General features: G+C 58.4%; 11 protein-coding genes. 5 read left to right on the top strand and 6 right to left on the bottom strand.

What is annotated here, in order from left to right:
- Window positions 1–43 precede the first annotated feature (43 nt).
- Entirely contained in the window at window positions 44–1,255 is a 1,212-nt protein-coding gene (locus AC06G5_RS22075) for a pyridoxal phosphate-dependent aminotransferase (protein WP_008017190.1), read from the bottom strand.
- 226 nt (window positions 1,256–1,481) lie between these two features.
- Between AC06G5_RS22075 and msrB the strand changes: the two genes are divergently transcribed.
- The 3 genes from msrB to AC06G5_RS22060 all read left to right on the top strand — a co-directional run bounded on the left by msrB (window position 1,482) and on the right by AC06G5_RS22060 (window position 3,019).
- Window positions 1,482–1,877, top strand: a complete 396-nt coding sequence (gene msrB / locus AC06G5_RS22070) for a peptide-methionine (R)-S-oxide reductase MsrB (protein ID WP_480458307.1) — start codon at window positions 1,482–1,484, stop codon at window positions 1,875–1,877.
- A gap of 198 nt (window positions 1,878–2,075) precedes the next feature.
- Window positions 2,076–2,561, top strand: a complete 486-nt coding sequence (locus AC06G5_RS22065) for a glutathione peroxidase (RefSeq protein WP_008002671.1) — start codon at window positions 2,076–2,078, stop codon at window positions 2,559–2,561.
- A complete protein-coding gene (locus AC06G5_RS22060) occupies window positions 2,558–3,019 on the top strand; it encodes a MarR family winged helix-turn-helix transcriptional regulator (protein WP_085715311.1) in 462 nt (153 codons plus the stop codon). Before AC06G5_RS22065 ends, AC06G5_RS22060 begins: the two co-directional genes overlap by 4 nt.
- On the opposite strand, the gene AC06G5_RS22055 is transcribed toward AC06G5_RS22060, so the two are convergent.
- Entirely contained in the window at window positions 3,003–5,366 is a 2,364-nt protein-coding gene (locus AC06G5_RS22055; protein WP_413428664.1) for a hybrid sensor histidine kinase/response regulator, read from the bottom strand. The two genes, AC06G5_RS22060 and AC06G5_RS22055, sit on opposite strands and share 17 nt — an antisense overlap.
- Window positions 5,367–5,492: 126 nt before the next feature.
- Between AC06G5_RS22055 and AC06G5_RS22050 the strand changes: the two genes are divergently transcribed.
- The gene (locus tag AC06G5_RS22050; RefSeq protein ID WP_008017184.1) at window positions 5,493–6,383 is read left to right on the top strand and encodes an ATP-binding protein; all 891 of its coding nucleotides are present in this window, start codon (window positions 5,493–5,495) and stop codon (window positions 6,381–6,383) included.
- Window positions 6,380–6,862 (top strand): GAF domain-containing protein, encoded by a 483-nt coding sequence (locus tag AC06G5_RS22045; RefSeq protein WP_413428666.1) that lies wholly within the window; start codon window positions 6,380–6,382, stop codon window positions 6,860–6,862. The genes AC06G5_RS22050 and AC06G5_RS22045 overlap by 4 nt, the downstream gene beginning before the upstream one ends.
- Here the strand turns inward: AC06G5_RS22045 and AC06G5_RS22040 are convergent, their stop codons facing one another.
- From AC06G5_RS22040 to AC06G5_RS22025, 4 genes are all read right to left on the bottom strand, one after another.
- Window positions 6,863–9,808 carry an HD domain-containing phosphohydrolase gene (locus AC06G5_RS22040; RefSeq protein WP_480458306.1) on the bottom strand — a complete coding sequence of 982 codons (2,946 nt, stop codon included), beginning with the start codon at window positions 9,806–9,808 and terminating at the stop codon, window positions 6,863–6,865. It abuts the gene before it with no gap.
- Between the two features lie 49 nt (window positions 9,809–9,857).
- Window positions 9,858–13,499 (bottom strand): transporter substrate-binding domain-containing protein, encoded by a 3,642-nt coding sequence (locus AC06G5_RS22035; RefSeq protein ID WP_480458305.1) that lies wholly within the window; start codon window positions 13,497–13,499, stop codon window positions 9,858–9,860.
- Between the two features lie 8 nt (window positions 13,500–13,507).
- Window positions 13,508–14,134, bottom strand: a complete 627-nt coding sequence (locus AC06G5_RS22030; RefSeq protein ID WP_413423701.1) for a response regulator — start codon at window positions 14,132–14,134, stop codon at window positions 13,508–13,510.
- 245 nt (window positions 14,135–14,379) lie between these two features.
- Window positions 14,380–14,772 carry a response regulator gene (locus tag AC06G5_RS22025; protein ID WP_413423703.1) on the bottom strand — a complete coding sequence of 131 codons (393 nt, stop codon included), beginning with the start codon at window positions 14,770–14,772 and terminating at the stop codon, window positions 14,380–14,382.
- Window positions 14,773–14,788 lie beyond the last annotated feature (16 nt).

Raw genomic sequence — 14,788 nt, 5'->3', positions numbered from 1 at the left:
ATCACCGTGCGACGTGCAGGAGCGTCGCACGGTGACTGGCCGCTTACTGGCGGTAGGACTTGAGGAAGCCGCCGATGCGTCCGATGGCCATCTCCAGGTCATCGACACGTGGCAGGGTCACGACGCGGAAGTGGTCTGGCCATGGCCAGTTGAATGCGGTGCCTTGAACTACCAGCAGCTTTTCGGAGAGCAGCAGGTCGAGGACGAATTTTTCGTCGTTATGGATCGGGCAAACCTTGGGGTCGATCCGCGGGAATGCATACAGTGCGCCCATCGGCTTGACGCAGCTCACGCCCGGAATGTCGTTGAGCAATTCCCAGGTGCGGTTGCGTTGTTCCAGCAAGCGGCCCGGCGGCAGCACCAGGTCATTGATGCTCTGATAGCCACCCAGGGCGGTCTGGATCGCATGCTGGCTCGGCACGTTGGCGCACAAGCGCATGTTCGCCAGCATGTCGATGCCTTCGATGTAGCTCTGGGCGTGGTGTTTCGGGCCGGAAATGGCGATCCAGCCGGAACGGAAGCCGGCGACGCGATAGGACTTGGACAGGCCGTTGAAGGTCAGGCAGAGCAGGTCGGGCGCCAGTGACGCGGTGCAGATGTGCACGGCATCGTCGTAGAGGATCTTGTCGTAGATCTCGTCGGAGAACACCACCAGATTGTGCTGGCGGGCCAGTTCCAGCATGCCCAGCAGTACTTCTTTCGAGTACACCGCGCCGGTCGGGTTGTTCGGGTTGATGATCACCAGTGCCTTGGTGTTCGGGGTGATCTTGGCCTTGATGTCGGCCAGGTCCGGCCACCAGTTGGCCTGCTCGTCGCACAGGTAATGCACCGGATTACCGCCCGAAAGGCTTACAGCTGCGGTCCACAGCGGGTAGTCAGGCGCAGGCACCAGCACTTCGTCGCCGTTGTTGAGCAGGGCCTGCATCGACATCACGATCAGCTCGGAAACGCCGTTGCCCAGGTAGATGTCTTCAATGCCGACGCCTTCTACCTGCTTTTGCTGGTAATACTGCATCACGGCCTTGCGCGCACTGAACAAGCCCTTGGAGTCGCTGTAGCCCTGCGCGGTCGGCAGGTTGCGGATCACGTCCTGGAGGATTTCGTCCGGCGCTTCGAATCCAAAAGGCGCCGGGTTGCCGATGTTCAGCTTGAGGATGCGATGGCCTTCCTCTTCCAGGCGCTTGGCGTGCTTGAGCACCGGGCCGCGAATGTCATAGCAGACGTTGGCGAGCTTGTTCGATTTGCTGACCTGCATGGCGATGTGTTCCCGAAAATGAACGATCCAGACGGCGTTTGAACAACCGTGCTGGGAATCCTGCGTATTCACACAGGCCTGACGCCTTGAGATGCAGCACCCATATTTCCGTTTGAATGCGCGTGGTCTGGCTGCCAGACTGGCGTTTGACGAGGCGCAATCATACGTGCCGCCCGATCCGTGGAAAAGGTACAGATCGGGCTTTTTCAGCCGCTGAGGTGTGATGATGGAAAAGTTGGAAAAAACCCTGGAAGAATGGAAGGCGATGCTCGATCCAGAGCAGTACAACGTGTGCCGCCTCAAAGGCACCGAACGACCGTTTTCGGGCAAGTACAACGACAGCAAGGTCGACGGTGTTTACCACTGCATCTGCTGTAACGAACCGCTGTTCGATTCCAGGACCAAGTTCGATTCCGGCTGCGGCTGGCCGAGCTTCTACGCGCCGATCGGTGACAGCGCCATGACCGAAGTCCGTGATGTCAGCCACGGCATGATCCGCACCGAAGTGGTCTGTGCCAAATGCGACGCGCACCTGGGTCACGTTTTCCCGGATGGCCCACCGCCTACCGGCCTGCGTTACTGCATCAACTCGGTGTGCCTGGACCTCGTACCTCGCGAGTAATGCGAGCCCTGTAGGAGCGAGCTTGCTCGCGATGGACCAGAGAACAACCCGGGGCACCAGGCTTCCCGCGTTATCGTTTAGAACCATCGCGAGCAAGCTCGCTCCTACAGTAGTGGATTGGCGTTTGATAATTTAAATTGCACACAATTCAATTGCTCGCTATGTTTGTCTCATCTTCCCGAATCCGGAGCTTTCATCATGAGCGACAACCTGCTGAGCATCCCTTGCACCACCATCAAGGGCGAGCAAAAGACCTTGGCTGATTTCGCTGGTAAGGCCGTATTGGTGGTCAATACCGCCAGTAAATGCGGTTTCACCCCGCAGTACAAAGGCCTCGAGGAGCTGTGGCAGACCTACAAGGACCAGGGCCTGGTGGTGCTCGGCTTTCCCTGCAACCAGTTCGGCAAGCAAGAGCCAGGCAATGAAGGGGCGATCTCCGAATTCTGTGAACTGAACTTCGGTGTCAGCTTCCCGTTGTTCAAAAAGATCGAAGTCAATGGTGCCGGCGCCCATCCTCTGTTCGTGCAGTTGAAAAAGCGCGCACCGGGTGTGCTGGGTTCCCAGGGCATCAAGTGGAACTTCACCAAGTTCCTGATCGGCAAGGACGGGCAACTGGTCAAGCGCTTCGCCCCGGCGACCAAGCCGCAGGACCTGACCCGCGAGATCGAAGCCCTGCTCAAATGAACACCTTGTCAGTCGATTCCCTGAAGCTCGACAGCCAGCTGTGTTTCAAGCTGTACGCGGCTTCCCGTGCGGTCATTCGCGCCTACAAGCCAATGCTCGATCAGTTGGGCCTGACTTACCCCCAGTACCTGGCGATGCTGGTGCTTTGGGAGTGGCAGGAAGCAGCCCCGGAGCAACCGACCGTGAAGGCATTGGGTGAGCGTCTGGCCCTGGATTCCGGCACGCTGACACCGTTGCTCAAGCGCCTCGAACAACTGCAACTGGTGCAGCGCCAGCGTTCGGCGCGCGATGAGCGTGAGGTGCATCTGAGCCTGTCGCCGGCCGGCATGGCCTTGCGCGATCAGGTCGGGCCACTCAAGGCGCGTCTATTGTGCGACAGCGGGGTCGATCTGAATCGTCTCAACGAGTTGCGCGATGGTCTCGATCACCTGTTGGGACAGATTAAAGCGCTGTCGTAGCGGGAACCCACAAGTCCAGCAGGGCGGCCAGTTCTTCTCGCCGAAAGGGTTTGGCCAGGTAGTCGCTCATGCCCGCGGCACGACAGCGTTCGCGCTCCTCGGACATGGCGTTGGCCGTCAGGGCGACGATGGGCAGTTGCGGCCAGCGTCCGCTGCGGCGGATTTGCCGGCTGGCTTCATAGCCGTCCATCACCGGCATGTTGCAATCCATCAGCACCAGGTCGAAATCCCGTAGATCGAGTTGATCCAGGGCCTCAGCACCATGAGCCGCGGTGGTGACCTCGCAGCCAAGTTTGCCGAGCATGCCCTTGGCCACCAGTTGGTTGACCGGATTATCTTCCACCAGCAGTACGCGCCCGCGGCGTTGCGGGCATTGCGTGTCGAGTCGGGCATTGTTGATCGGGTGGGTTTCCGGCTGCAGGATCCGCCGCAATGTCTGATACAACATATTGCGAGCCAGGGGGCGTGCCTGTTGTTGCAAGGGGGCGAGGGCGTTGGCCTCTTCGCTGGGCATGAAATTGCCATAAGCGGTGACCAGCAAGATCGGGGCACCAAGGGTGGGGCGCAAACTGAACAGACATTCGGGGCAGTCGGTGATGAGCACGTCGGCTGTCAGGCCAAACAGTGGGTCATCCATGGAGCGCCGTTCATAGTCCAGCCCCCAGCCAGGCAACAGACTGTTGAGCAATTCGCCCAGCCCGCTGCTGGCGGCCGTGATGGCGACGACTTTGCCCTTGAGCGAAAGGGCAGGCATTGCACGGGTATGGCCGGGCAATGGCAAGTCTGCGCAGAACTGGCTGCCAAAACCCGGCTCGGAGCTGATCGTCAGGCGCCCTTGCATGGCTTCGCAAAGGTTGTAGGTCAGCGCCAGGCCCAACCCGGTGCCGCCAAATTGGCGGGTAATACCGGCACCGGCCTGGGTGAAAGGCTGGAAGATCTTGACCTGGGCATCCTGAGGGATGCCGATGCCGGTGTCGCACACTTCGATTCTGACACCGTCCCCGAGCGTCGAAAGGCGCACGTCGACACGCCCGAAACGGGTGAACTTGAGGGCGTTGGACAGCAGATTACTGACAATCTGCCGGACCCGGGTCGGATCACCGAGCACCAGCGCGGGGAAATGCGGGTCGATCAGGCAGGTCAGTTCGACGCTGGGGGCGGCGTTCTGCGACAACAGGTTGGCGGTGTCTTCGATCAGTGAGCCGAGGTCGAAGGGGATGTGTTCGAGTTCGAGTTGACCGGCATCGAACTTCGACAAATCGAGAATATCATTGAGCAATTCCACCAGCACTTTGCCCGAGTCATGGGCGATCGACAGCTGTTGCTGTTGTTCGGCATTCAGCGGCCCGTCGAGGGACAGCGCGATCATCCCGAGCAAGCCATTGAGGGGCGTGCGAATTTCATGGCTCATGTTGGCCAGGAACACCGAGCGGGCTTCGGCCATGTCGAGGGCTGTACTGCGGGCGACCTCCAGTTCCTGGTTGGACTGGCTCAGCCGGTCATTGATCGCCTTGAGTTCAGCGGTGCGGGCCGAGACGATGTTTTCCAGTTGGCCCAGATACTCGGTCAGGCGGTTTTCCGCGTTGCGCCGCTGCTGGATTTCGGTGGCGATGTTCTTGAACTGCTGGCTGGCAACCTTGACCAGCACACCGATCTCATCGTTGGCGTGCCCGGCGGGGCATTCCAGTGATGTCGGTTCGGTACTGCTCGGGTCGCGACCGCTGAGCTCACGGATGACCCGCACCAGTGGTTTGGTCAGCATCACATAGAACAGCGCCAGCAGGATGCCGGACAGCAGCAGGCTGCGGGCGAAGCCGTTGAGCAGGGTCACTTCGGCCCGGCGCAGGAACCGGTCGCCGAAGGCGTAAGTGTCGACGTTCAGCCGCAGCGTACCCAGGGACTCGTTGGGCAAGTTATCCAGGTAAAGTCGGTCTTCGAACTGTCGATTGGCGCCGAACAGGAAGTCGCTGAACATCCGGTAACCGTTTTGCACGCCGGGTCGCTTGACGCTGGCCAGCACGGTGCCGTTGTTGTCGGTCAGTTTCGCGCTGATGATCGCCGGCGAGCGCAGCAGGCCCAGGGTCAGTTCCTTGGCGAGTTCGGCGTCGATGTTGTAGGCGATTCGCGAGGCCGGATTGTGGCTGATTTCCAGCAGCGAAAGGATTTCACGATTGATGGAGGCGTCTTCACTGGCATAATCGATGCCTATTTGCAGCAGGCTGAGCAGCGTGCCCAGAATGAAACCGACCAGCACGGTAAGCCGGGCTTGCTTGAACGACAGCCGGTTGGTGAATTTGATGTCCATGGGGGGGTGAACCACTTCCGTTTCCTTTCGCTGCTCAAGCATAGTCGATCATGCCTGCCTACTGATGTTCTCGCGAGGCCTGTACCGCGGGGGGGGCACCCAGTTGTCTGACGCTGTGTTTCGTCGCTGCATCACCATCATTACTGTGAACGTGCCCGAGGAGAAGTCGTGGATTCCCGATTGAATGCTTTTCTTGAACGCGCCGATGCCGTTCTGGCCCGTATCGAGCCGTTGCTGCCGGCACCCCGGCCAGCCATCGACTGGACACAATGCCTGGCCGCGCGCTGGCAGCGAGAGTCGCGCGGTGGTTATCTGATGCCGCTGGAGGTCAGCCTCGACATGCGCCTGTCGGACCTGATCGGCGTCGACCGGCAAGTCGAGCAGCTTGGTCGCAATACCCGACAGTTCCTCGATGGCATGCCCGCCAACCACGCTTTGCTCTGGGGCTCGCGCGGCACCGGCAAGTCGTCGCTGGTGCGCGCCTTGTTGGCCGAGCACGCTCAAGCCGGTTTGCGATTGATCGAGATTGAACGTGATCACCTGGCAGACCTGCCGCGAGTGGTCGAACAGATTGCCAAACTGCCTCAGCGTTTCGTGCTGTTTTGCGATGATCTCTCGTTCGAGTCGGGCGAGGGCGATTACCGGGTGCTCAAAAGCGTCCTTGACGGCTCGCTGGAACAGGCGCCGGACAACGTTTTGCTGTACGCCACGTCCAACCGTCGCCACCTGGTGCCGGAAAAGGAAAGCGACAACGAAAACTGGAAACGGGTCGACGGCGAACTGCATCCCAGCGAGGCGGTGGAAGACAAGATCGCGCTGTCGGACCGCTTCGGTCTGTGGCTGTCGTTCTATCCGTTTACCCAGGAACACTTCCTGAACGTCGTCGAGCACTGGATCGGCCAGTTGGCCGGCAAGGCCGGACTGGCGTGGCAGCGCACGGAAGAACTGGACATTCTGGCGGTACGCTGGGCCACCGGCCGGGGCAATCGCAATGGACGTTGCGCTTATCAATTTGCCCGTTATTGGGTCGGGCTGAAACTGTTGGAGCACAAGGCATGATCGATTTACAAAAGAGCGGCCAGGGCCTCGAAGGCTACGGCATGCTGCACGCGCAACTGGAGTCCTTGCTGGCGGACGAGCGGGATTTCATCGCCAATGCCGCACAGTTCTCGGCGTTTCTGTTCAATCAGCTCGATGACCTGAACTGGGCCGGTTTTTACCTCAACCGCAATGAGGAATTGGTGCTGGGCCCGTTTCAGGGGCAGATCGCTTGCGTGCGGATTGCGTTCGGGCGCGGTGTTTGCGGGACAGCGGCAGCCACCTTGCAGACTCAGTTGGTTGAGGATGTGCATGCGTTCCCCGGTCACATCGCCTGCGACAGCGCCTCGAACAGCGAACTGGTGGTGCCGTTGGTCAAGGACGGCCGGTTGATCGGCGTGCTTGATCTGGACAGTCCGAAACTGGCGCGTTTCACCGCACAGGACCAGGCCGGAATCGAACAGCTGGCGGCGATTTTCCTGCGCCTGACCGACTGCTGATCAAGACGCCAGGCCTGCCTTGGCCAGCAGGGCCGGCGCGTCCACTGCATCGATCTGCTCAGGGGCGAGGAAGCGCCTGGCGTACTGCAAATGGATCTGTGCCTTGATGAACAGCCCGAACAGCTCCGGGTCGATGTGGGCATCACGGCACATGATTGCCATGATGCCCAGCGCCTCGCTCAAGGTCTTGGCTTTTTTGTAGGGGCGGTCGGCGGCAGTCAACGCTTCGAAGATATCGGCAATTGCCATCATCCGCGCCGGCAGGCTCATTTCTTCTCGCTTCAAGCGTTTCGGATAACCACTGCCGTCCATTTTTTCGTGATGCCCGCCGGCTATTTCCGCGACGCTGCGCAAGTGCCCGGGGAATGGCAGGTGGTTGAGCATCAGGATCGTCTGAACGATGTGGTGATTGATGACATAACGCTCCTCGCTCGTCAGGGTGCCCCGGACAATGCTCAGGTTGTACAGCTCACCCCGGTTGTATTTGTGGAGCGGGACGTCGAGTTTGAAGCCCAGGGGATTATCTTGCGGTATCACTTCGTTTTCGCCGCGTTCGAACAGGTGCTCGGGTTTGTCCGCCAGTAACGGTTCGCTGACGGGCAGGGTGGGGGCGGGCGTTCGGTCCTGACGCCGGTTTTCTTCCCAGGACACGCCCAGCCGGTCATCCAGGGTCCGGGTCCAGGTGCGCTCAGCCAGGCGGCGCAGGCGTTGCAGATCAGCGTCGGCCATGGCTTCGCCACCGAGATTGCAGCGGGCAACGAAGGCGAAATCATCATCCAGCCCGGCCAGGCTGGCATTGCGCAGTTCTGCCAGCGATTGTTCGTCACCGCCCAGGGCAATGGCCTGCCAGTAGCTGATCCAGACATCGCGCTTGAGTACCTCGAAGCGGGTACGGATTTCGTGGATGCGATCGGTCAGGGTTTCCAGCTTCGTGGCTTTGTCTACGACGTATTCCGGCGTGGTGACCTTGCCGCAATCGTGCAGCCAGGCGGCGATGTGCAGTGCCTCCCATTCATCGTCGGTCGGCTGATAGGCGCTGAAGGCGGGTTCCTGGCTGGCTGCCGCCGCCCGGGCAAGCATCAGGGTCAGTTCCGGCACGCGCTGGCAATGGCCGCCGGTATAGGGGCTTTTGGCGTCGATGGCACCGGCCAGCAGTTGAATGAAGGCGTCCAGCAGCTGTTTTTGCCGGGCTTGCAGGCGCTGGCTTTCGATGCACACGGCAGCTGCGCCGGACACTGCCTGGAGAAACGCAATGCGGTCCGGCCGCAGTTTGTCCAGATCGCTCTGATCGCCGCTGTCGGCCAATAGCAACACCAGCAGGCCCACGGTTTCGTTGTGACGATTGTGCAGGCGGATTCCGATCAGATGGACCCGAGGACTTTTCAGTGCGAGCAGGATTTTCTGCAGATCACCCGCCTGCTCGAACCCCAGATTGCTGACGACATTGTCGACGTTTGCCAATTGGTGCAGCCATGGGGGGCTTTGTGCGTTATCGAGCGAGTGTCCGCGGATGTCGAAGGATTGCAGGTTTTCGGCGGCGTTATTGATGACCAGCCCGTGGGGTTTCATGTGCTGGCCATCACCTTCGCGCAGATAGATCAGGCCGGCCTGGGCCTGGCCGATTTTCACGGTTTCAAACAACACCCGCTCCAGCAGCGGGGCGAAACGGGTTTCGGCACTGAGGCTGTCTGTGATCTGGAAGAAGCTCGCCAGTGTGTCTTTCATCCGTGCCATCGACACACTCAGTTGGTCGACTTCGAGCACCAGCGAGCGACGGGAAAGCGGAAAATTGAAATCGAAACTGCGAATCGCATCGGACTCCTGCACCAGGGCGCGCAAGGGTTTGACCAGGACTCTTGATGTCAGCCAGCCCAGCGGCACGCATAACAGCAGCGTTGCCAGGGTAATGAGCGCGCCTTGCCAGCGCATCCGGTAAGCGTCGACAAGCAACTCGTCTTCCGGTACCAGCAGAGCCAGTTGCAGGCCTTGGGGGCCACCTTCCTGCATGCTGCTGCGGGCCACGATCCACTGCCGGCCATTGGCGTTCAGGCGACTGCCTTGAGGGGGGGTGTTGAGCAACGCACCCAGGCCGGGGCTCAGATCCGCCGCCTTGATCAGGCGGGACGTCTGATCATCGATGATCAGTCTGCGGCTGTCAGGGTAGGCAATGGCATTGCCTTGGGCATCGAACAGCACGATTTCGGTATTGGGGGTCACGACGTGCTTGGCCAGAGTTGCGCTGAGTTCGGCCAGGGTCAGGTCAGCGGCCATGATTGCCTTGTCGCCATTGCGTCGCGCCAGCGTCGTGCCAATGTTGTGGGTGGAAAAAAAGATATAGGGTTCGGTCGTGATCTGGTCGTTTTCGTTGCGCGCGCTGATAAACCAGGCGCGATTGCGCGGGTCATACGTGTCGTTCAGGTTTTCCAGACGGGCTGCAAGTGCCAGGTTCCGGTCGAAAAACAAGGACTGGGAATGGGCCTGGCCACTGCTGTTGTGCTCGATGCTCCAGACCTGGTAAGCCGCCGTGTCCGGAGCCCCGACCAGGGCTTTGACCTCTGGGGTGCGCAGCGGGCGGACCATGAAAAAGTCTCCATTGTCGTAGCCCAGGTACAGCGAAGCCAGATTGGGGTTGTCCTCGAGTGACTGGCTGAACGGTCCGAGCAGTGCCAGGCGTTGTGCCAGATCAGGGGACTGGCCTGCCGGATTGAGTGCCAGCAGGCTCAACAGATGACGAATGGGTTCATAGGTTGCGTGCAGGTCCAGGCGGACATCCTGCTCAATGCGATTGAACAGTTTTTCACTGCTGGACAGTATGATCTGTGTGGTTTGCTGATAGTTGAACAGACCCAGCACCACCCCGGTCAGCAGCAACAAAAAGGTGAACATCACGCTGATATGGACATGCAGTGGAAACCGGCGTGGATCCGTGCGCAGTGGGTCAGGCATTACGGGTTTCTCCATGATGGTCAACACCCTGCCGAGGGTCCAAGCATAGTTAAGGCTCTGTCACTTTGCCTTCGTCGTACTCCTCGATCTGACGTAGTAACGCGTCCTCCAGCTCCAGCATGGTGCGCTCCATGGATTTGCAGCATTCAGCCAATGTTCCGCGATCGAAACCCCCATGGCAGGCTGCTTCGAGTGCCTCGCAGCGGTCAATCAGGCGGGAGGCTTGCACTATCCGGGCTGCGCCTTTGATTTTGTGGGCAATGTCCTGCAGCGCCTGCGTATCCCCGAAACTGGATAGCGATAGCAGCGTTTGCAGATCCTGGCGGTTGCTGCTCACCAGTTCGTTCAGCAATCGCCGGTTCAACATCGGGTTTCCCCCGGTCAGCAGTTTCAATCCGTGCAGGCTGAACGCCGGGACTGCATGGGTGGGTTCAATGCCCTGCAGCCATTGACTCAAGGCGCCGAGGCTGAGGGGTTTGAACAGGCAGTCGTTCATTCCGGCCTGTTTGCAGCGTTGCACTTCTTCCGGCTGGGCGTTGGCGGTAAAGCCGAGAATAGTGCAGGGAGGACGATGGTTTTGTCTTTCATGCTGGCGAATGGCACGGGCCAGCTCGTAACCGTTCATGACCGGCATGTTGCAATCGGCGATCACCAGATCAAACGGTTGGTCTTTCCATGCCTCCAGTCCTTCCTGGCCATCGGCCGCGACGGAAAATCGATGTCCAAGAAACTCCAGCTGCTGGCACGTGAGCAAACGATTGGCCGAGTGATCGTCGACTACCAGGACATTCAATGGGATTGTGGCGACGACGGTTTGCGTTTCGGCCACCAGGGCTGACTGTTGCAGTGGCAACGTTTCCAGTTGCAGCAACAACTCCACTTGAGTGCCGAGGCCCGGCTCGCTGCGTAATTGCAGACTGCCGCCCATCATTTCGCAGAGATTGCGGCTGATCACCAGCCCAAGCCCGGCGCCCCCCCTGGCCGATTGCATGGCGTTGTCTGCCTGGGCAAAGGGTTCGAACAGGCGCTGTTGATCCTGTTCGCTGATCCCGATACCACTGTCGTGAACTTGCACCCGCATTTGCACGTGCTCGGGTTGCGTTGCCGGGTGCAGGTCGACAACGACCCGGACCTGGCCTTGCTCGGTAAATTTGATGGCATTGCTGATCAGGTTGGACAGCACTTGCTTGAAGCGCAAGGGGTCCAGCAACACGTCGAAGGTCGGGTTGGCCGATGAAAACTCCAGCACCAGTTCGAGTTCCTTCTGTCGGGCCAGGCCATCGAAAATCCGCACGACCGAGGCCACGAGTTCACCCGGATTGACGCGCTCCGGGCTCAGGCTCAAGCGTCCCGATTCGATTCTGGCAATGTCGAGAATGTCGCCGATCAGCTCCAGCAACCCTTTCGCCGAGTTGTACGCGACATCGATGGCCGGACGTTCCGGGTGCTGATGATCAAGACGCTTGAGTGTCAATTCAAGCATGCCAATGATTGCATTCATCGGCGTGCGGATCTCATGGCTCATCGTGGCCAGAAATGTGCTTTTGGCCCGGTTGGCGTTATCGGCACGTTCTTTCGCGCAACGCAGGTCGTCGAGCAGTTGCCGCCGTTCGCTGATGTCGATCCAGCCACCGATAATGCCTTGCACTGTTGCGCTGGAATCCCGATAGGGAAGAATCCAGTGATAAATCGTCAGTCGCCGGCCACCAATGTGCAGCTCGCGATCGACAATCAACGGTCTGCCCTCGGCCACCACGCGTTGGTAGTCAGCCTGGTACTCCCGGGCTTCGAATACATTGCTCATCGATCCCTGCATGACGCTTTTGCCGATGACATCTTCACGCCTGGCGCAGAATGCTTGCAGGTAACTGTCGTTGCAACTTTGCAGTAGCCCCTGGCGATCACGTACGTAGATCGGATGGGGCGTGCCATTGACCAGCGATCGCATGAACTCGAACTGATCGTTCAACGCACGCTCTGCGGCCTTGCGCTGCTTGATCTGGCGTCGCATGTAGTCGTTCCACGCAATGGAAATCAGCAATAGCACGCCTGCACCGAAGACGATTTGGTAGAACAGCCTTTGATAATTGCGCCAGGTGCTTTGCGAGGACGCCGAGTAGCCGCGCCAGCGACTGTTGATGATGCCCAGCTCCTCCGGGGAAATGCTCAGTAAAGCCTTGTCGAGGATCGCATTCAGCTCTTTGGCACCCCGAGCGGTGGCAAGGGAAAACGCTGCCTGCTCGGTGCCGATGGTGGTGCTGATTTGCAATGTGTGCTCGAACAGCCGCGACGAAATGAAGTAGTTGGCAATGATCAGTGAGTTCACCGCGCCCTCGGCCTGACCTTGGGCGAGTAACTCTACGGCGCTGAAGGTGTCCGGGGTCTCGATCAATTTGATCCGGGGAAACTCTCTGCTCAGGTAGTCCATGAGTGGATTGCCGCGGGCAATGGCCAGGCGCTTGTCCTGCAACTGCTCGAGGTTGGTCGGGCTGTCGTCGGCTTTGCGGGTCAGCAGGACGTAGGAATTTTCCAGAAAGGGGCGGGTAAAGTTCAGCTGGGTTTGACGTTGGGCGCTGGGGAGCAATGGGGCGATGACATCGGCCTTGTTGTCCTTGATCTGTTTGATCATCTCGTCGTCGCTGCGGCTGTGCTGGATGTCAAAGCGCAAGCCGGTGCGCAGCCTGATCAGCTCAAGCAAATCTGCGGTGACCCCGCGAAAGTTGCCATTGCTATCGAAAAACGTCAGTGGCGCAAAAGCTTCGTTGACGACGACACGCACTGTCGGGTGGTGTGCCAGCCAGCGTTCTTCCCGTTCAGTGAGTTGCAGCTTTTGATCGGTCAGCAGAATGTCGCTACCGGCGCTCCAGCGTTTGGCGATACTTTCTCGTTCACTGGTGGGGATGGCCCTGATCATTGTATTGATGATGCCAAGCAGTTCGGGGTTGTTCCTGTTAACGGCAAAGCTGAAACCATAGGCTTCATGTTTACCGAAGTTGGCCATCCGGATGTTGTTCAAGTACCCCTTGTTGATCATGTAGTGAGTTGAAATGGTGTCGCCGAGAAACACGTCCGCCTGATCGAAAGCAACAGCGTTGATCGCATTCTGGTAGGACGGATAGGACGTGATGATCGCCTTTGGGTACAACGCCGTGACTTCCGCCAGCGGCAAATAGTGATACACCATGCTCAGGCGCAATCCGGCCAGGCCATCGGTGAGGGAACGGGTTTCCCCTTCACGGGTCACCAATACAGGTTGGTCAACGGCATAGGGTATGGACAGTGCAATGCCGGCATTGCCAGCTTCGAATCCATTGGCGGTGCCTAGCAGATCGACTTCGCCGTTCTCCAGTGCAGCGATCGCGGCTCCTCGGGAATCGAAGCGCTGAACCTTGACGGGCAACCCGGTTGTTTTTTCCAGAAGACCGGCGTAATCGGCGGTAAACCCTTCATAGTCCTGGCCGCTGGTGGTCAGGTCGAAGGGGGGATAGTCCGGGGCTGACGTCCCGAGCGTCAGTTGATTCTTGCGTTTTATCCATTGTCGTTGCGATTCATCCAGTCGAACCTCCAGCGCCCCGGCCTTCGATCGGCTGAGCAGCGTGTAGTGTTCATCGCCCGGTGCCCCGAACAACGAGGTGCTCACGCATAGACCTGCGGTCACTTGAATCAGAAAGACCTTCAAACGGCTGGGCATCCAGGTTCTCACACTAGCGCGTTACGTTTTGCCATCTCGATGAGTTCAACCAGGGATTTGGCTTTGAGTTTCTGCATGAGGCGCTTTTTGTAGGTACTCACGGTCTTGTTGCTCAGAAACATGCCCTTGGCGATTTCCTTGTTTGTGCGACCTTGGGCAAAAAGTTGCAAGACCATCAGTTCCCGGTCGTTTACGGATTTGAACAGTTCCAATTCGATGCAGCGTGTTTCATCTCCACGGACGGGGTTCAAGGCCTCGCTCGGAAAATAGTTGTAACCTGCAAATACCGCTTTTATGGCACTGACCAGTTCACTGATGTCCTCTTGTTTGCAGACATAGCCCGATGCACCGGATTGCATGCAACGAATACCGAAAAGTGTTGGGCATTGTGCTGTCAATACCAGTGTTTTAAGAGGAGTATTCATTGCGTTGAATCGGGATAGTACTTCCAGTCCATCCAGTTTTGGAATGCTGATGTCGAGAATGACCAGGTCCGGCATGCATTCGCGAACCATCTGCATGGCGTCGACCCCGTTATCAGTTTCGCCGACGACTTTGTAACCTTCATGTTCCAGTAACATTCGAACGGCAAGGCGGATAACCGGGTGATCGTCGACAATAAAAACGGAGTTCATAATAAAGTCCCATGCGAGCTCAAATAAAGCGCGCACCTTAGCTCAGATACTTGAGGGGACGCATGAACTCACCGAGCTGTAGCAGCAATATAGGAGAATTCCTACAAACTTAAAGGAAAAGGACTACGTATTAACTAGGTTTTCTGTTAGGAAGGGTGAGGAAGTTTGGCGCTTGGAGGTACTTTAGAAAGAAGTTGTTTGTAAGTTTTACGCCGTGTATTTGTCGGATGTTATAGGTGTTTTTTCTACATGTGTACCGAGGTCAACAGGTCTCTAAATTCAGATTGTTTCAATGGCTTTATCAAGTAGCCCAATAATGGTAGCCCGTGTTCAGTGGCCGTTTTTACAAGTTCATCCAGTTCAGACGTCGTCAGGCTACTCAGAATGATCGCCTGTCTGATCAGTCCCAGCTGGCTGGCGAACCGGACCAGATCGAGCCCCGTCAGATCGGGCAGGCATTGATCGCATAAAAGGATGTCGAACGGCTGGTCGGCCCCGAGCATTTGCTGCATGGCGTCTTTGGCGCTGTCGGTGGTCGCCAGTCGGGTAAAGCCATAGCTTTCCAGCAGGTATCGAGTGGCTAAAAGTTGGAAGGGGTGGTCCTCCACCACGAGGATGCGTAGATCGTTTTCGGCCATGGGGCGCACTTCATCT

It is taken from the genome of Pseudomonas sp. WT-JTC, assembly GCF_056711565.1.
The sequence above is the reverse complement of the archived record's forward strand: the minus strand, read 5'-3'. Positions and strand labels throughout refer to the sequence as shown.